General features: G+C 62.3%; 2 protein-coding genes. One reads left to right on the top strand and one right to left on the bottom strand.

Annotated elements, in window-relative coordinates; genetic code table 11:
• Positions 1-167 precede the first annotated feature (167 nt).
• Positions 168-1,070, top strand: a complete 903-nt coding sequence (locus tag M2282_RS30970; protein ID WP_280812596.1) for an IS982 family transposase — start codon at positions 168-170, stop codon at positions 1,068-1,070.
• Between the two features lie 20 nt (positions 1,071-1,090).
• Here M2282_RS30970 and M2282_RS30965 read toward each other — a convergent pair whose 3' ends face one another.
• On the bottom strand, positions 1,091-2,182 hold the full coding sequence (locus M2282_RS30965; protein WP_280812595.1) for an IS630 family transposase: 1,092 nt from the start codon (positions 2,180-2,182) through the stop codon (positions 1,091-1,093).
• Between the last annotated feature and the right edge of the window lie 46 nt (positions 2,183-2,228).

Below are 2,228 nucleotides of genomic sequence, written 5' to 3'. Positions count from 1 at the left end.
CTTCATCCGACAGTTCCAAAGGGGCCTTCGGCCGCCCAACGCTCGCCATACCCCATTCTACAATTACGAAGCGAATTTCAGGCGCAGGACACTAGATGAGTAATTCCTATTGCTTCAGCGTGGTGTGGCCGCTTTTAAAGTGAGGCGGAGAGTGTTAAGCCGAGTATGTGAACCCTCAACTAAACACTCTCCTGACTACACTCTACGTTTTTCTCACCGATCAGGTCCTGCCGGATCTGGGCGTGTCCCGCGGCCGGCGGCCGGGGCGGAAGCCTGTTCTGACGGACGCGGAGCTGCTCTGCCTGGTCGTGGCCCAACAACTGCTCGGCTTTTCCTCGGAGTCCCGGTGGGTCCGCTACGCACGGGCACATCTGCGCGGGATGTTCCCCGGCATCCCGGGCCAGTCCGGTTTCAACAAGCGGCTTCGGTCCGCCGGCCCGCTGATCGTCACAGCGATCACGGCCCTGGCCCGGGACACCCCGTCCTGGTACGAAGTGCTGCGCCTGGTGGACTCAACCCCCCTGCCTTGCGGGACCTCCCGGGAAACCGTGAAGCGCTCCGATCTGGCCGGCCATGCCGGCTACGGCTACTGCGCCTCCCACTCCCGGTTCTTCTGGGGCTTCCGGCTCTACCTGATCAGCACCCCCGAAGGCATGCCCGTGATCTGGGGCCTGGCGAACCCGAAGATCGGGGAACGCGAAGTCACCCAGGCGCTGCTGACACATGACCACCACCTCATCCGGGCCGGGCAGGTCATTCTCGGGGACGAGGGCTTCGCCGGCCGTGACTTTGAACGGTTCATCACCGAAGACCTTGGTGCCCATCTGATCCGCCCGGACCGCAAGGACGAGAAACCCCGCTTCGGCAAACTCGGCGGCATCCGGCAATGGATCGAATCCGTCTTCGACACGCTCAAAGGCCAGCTCACGCTGGAACAACACGCAGGTCGGACCCTCGCCGGGGTCTACGCCAGAGTCGCAGCCAGACTCCTTGCCCTCGCCGCCGCGATCTGGCACAACTGGCGCACCAGCACACCCCGGAAACGATCACTCATCGCCTTCGACCACTAAATCCAATAGGAATTAATCATCTAGTGTCCTGCGCCTGAAATTCGGTTCAGAAGTCGGCCGATTGATTCGAGGATTTGTTCTGCTGTTTTGGTCCAGGTGAAAGGTGTGGGACTGGTGTTCCATTCACTGACCCATTTGCGGATGTCGGACTCGAGGGCCTGGACGCTGCGGTGATCGCTGCGACGCAGCAGATCCTCGGTGACGAAACCGAAGAACCGCTCGACCTGGTTCAGCCAGGATGAGTAAGTCGGAGTGAAATGCATGTGGAAACGCGGGTGGTTCTGCAGCCACGTCTTCACAACAGGTGTCTTATGGGTCTGGTAGTTGTCGCAGATCAGGTGCACGTCCAGGCCCTCGGGGACCTGAGCGTCGATCTTGGCCAGGAACTTCCTGAACTCGATGGCCCGGTGTTTGCGGTGCAGGCTGGAGATCACGGACCCGTCCGCGGTGTTCAGTGCCGCGAACAGGGTTGTGGTCCCGTGCCGGACGTAGTCGTGGGTGCGCTTCTCCGGCATGCCGGGCATCATCGGGAAGGCTGGCTGGGACCGGGCCAACGCCTGGACCTGCGACTTCTCGTCCACGGACAGCACCACCGCGGATTCGGGCGGGTTCAGGTAGAGTCCCACGACGTCATAGACCTTCTCCACGAAGAAGGGGTCATTGGAGAGCCTGAAGCCATCGGCACGGTGGGGCTTGAGTTCGAAAGACCTCCAAATCCGCCCGATCGTTGACTTTGACAGCCCCGACCGCTCGGCCATCTTCGCCCTTGACCAGTGCGTGGCGTTCTTCGGCGTCGATTCCAGCGTCGCAACCACGACATCCTCGACCTGATCACTGGTGATACTTGCGGGACGGCCGGGTCTGGGATCATCGACCAGCCCGTCCAGGCGGCGCTCCAGAAACCGGCGCCGCCACTTCGCCACGGTATGAGGTTCGACTCCGCACCGGGCGCCCACCTCCACGTTACTCAGGCCCTCGGCGCTGCCCAGCACGATCCTGGAGCGCGTGGCCAGCGCCTGGGCCGACTTGGCCCTGCGAGCCCACCGGGACAGCGTTTCCCGCTCTTCATCCGACAGTTCCAAAGGGGCCTTCGGCCGCCCAACGCTCGCCATACCCCATTCTACAATTACGAAGCGAATTTCAGGCGCAGGACACTAG

The organism is Variovorax boronicumulans (genome assembly GCF_029892485.1).
Taxonomy (GTDB): domain Bacteria; phylum Pseudomonadota; class Gammaproteobacteria; order Burkholderiales; family Burkholderiaceae_C; genus Variovorax; species Variovorax boronicumulans_B.
Note: the sequence above shows the minus strand (reverse complement) of the source record. Positions and strands in the feature narration are given on the sequence as shown.

Bases quoted from the DNA above. Each gene is read 5' to 3' on its own strand.
- M2282_RS30965 (WP_280812595.1), bottom strand. From the start codon at position 2,182: ATGGCGAGCGTTGGGCGGCCGAAGGCCCCTTTGGAACTGTCGGATGAA.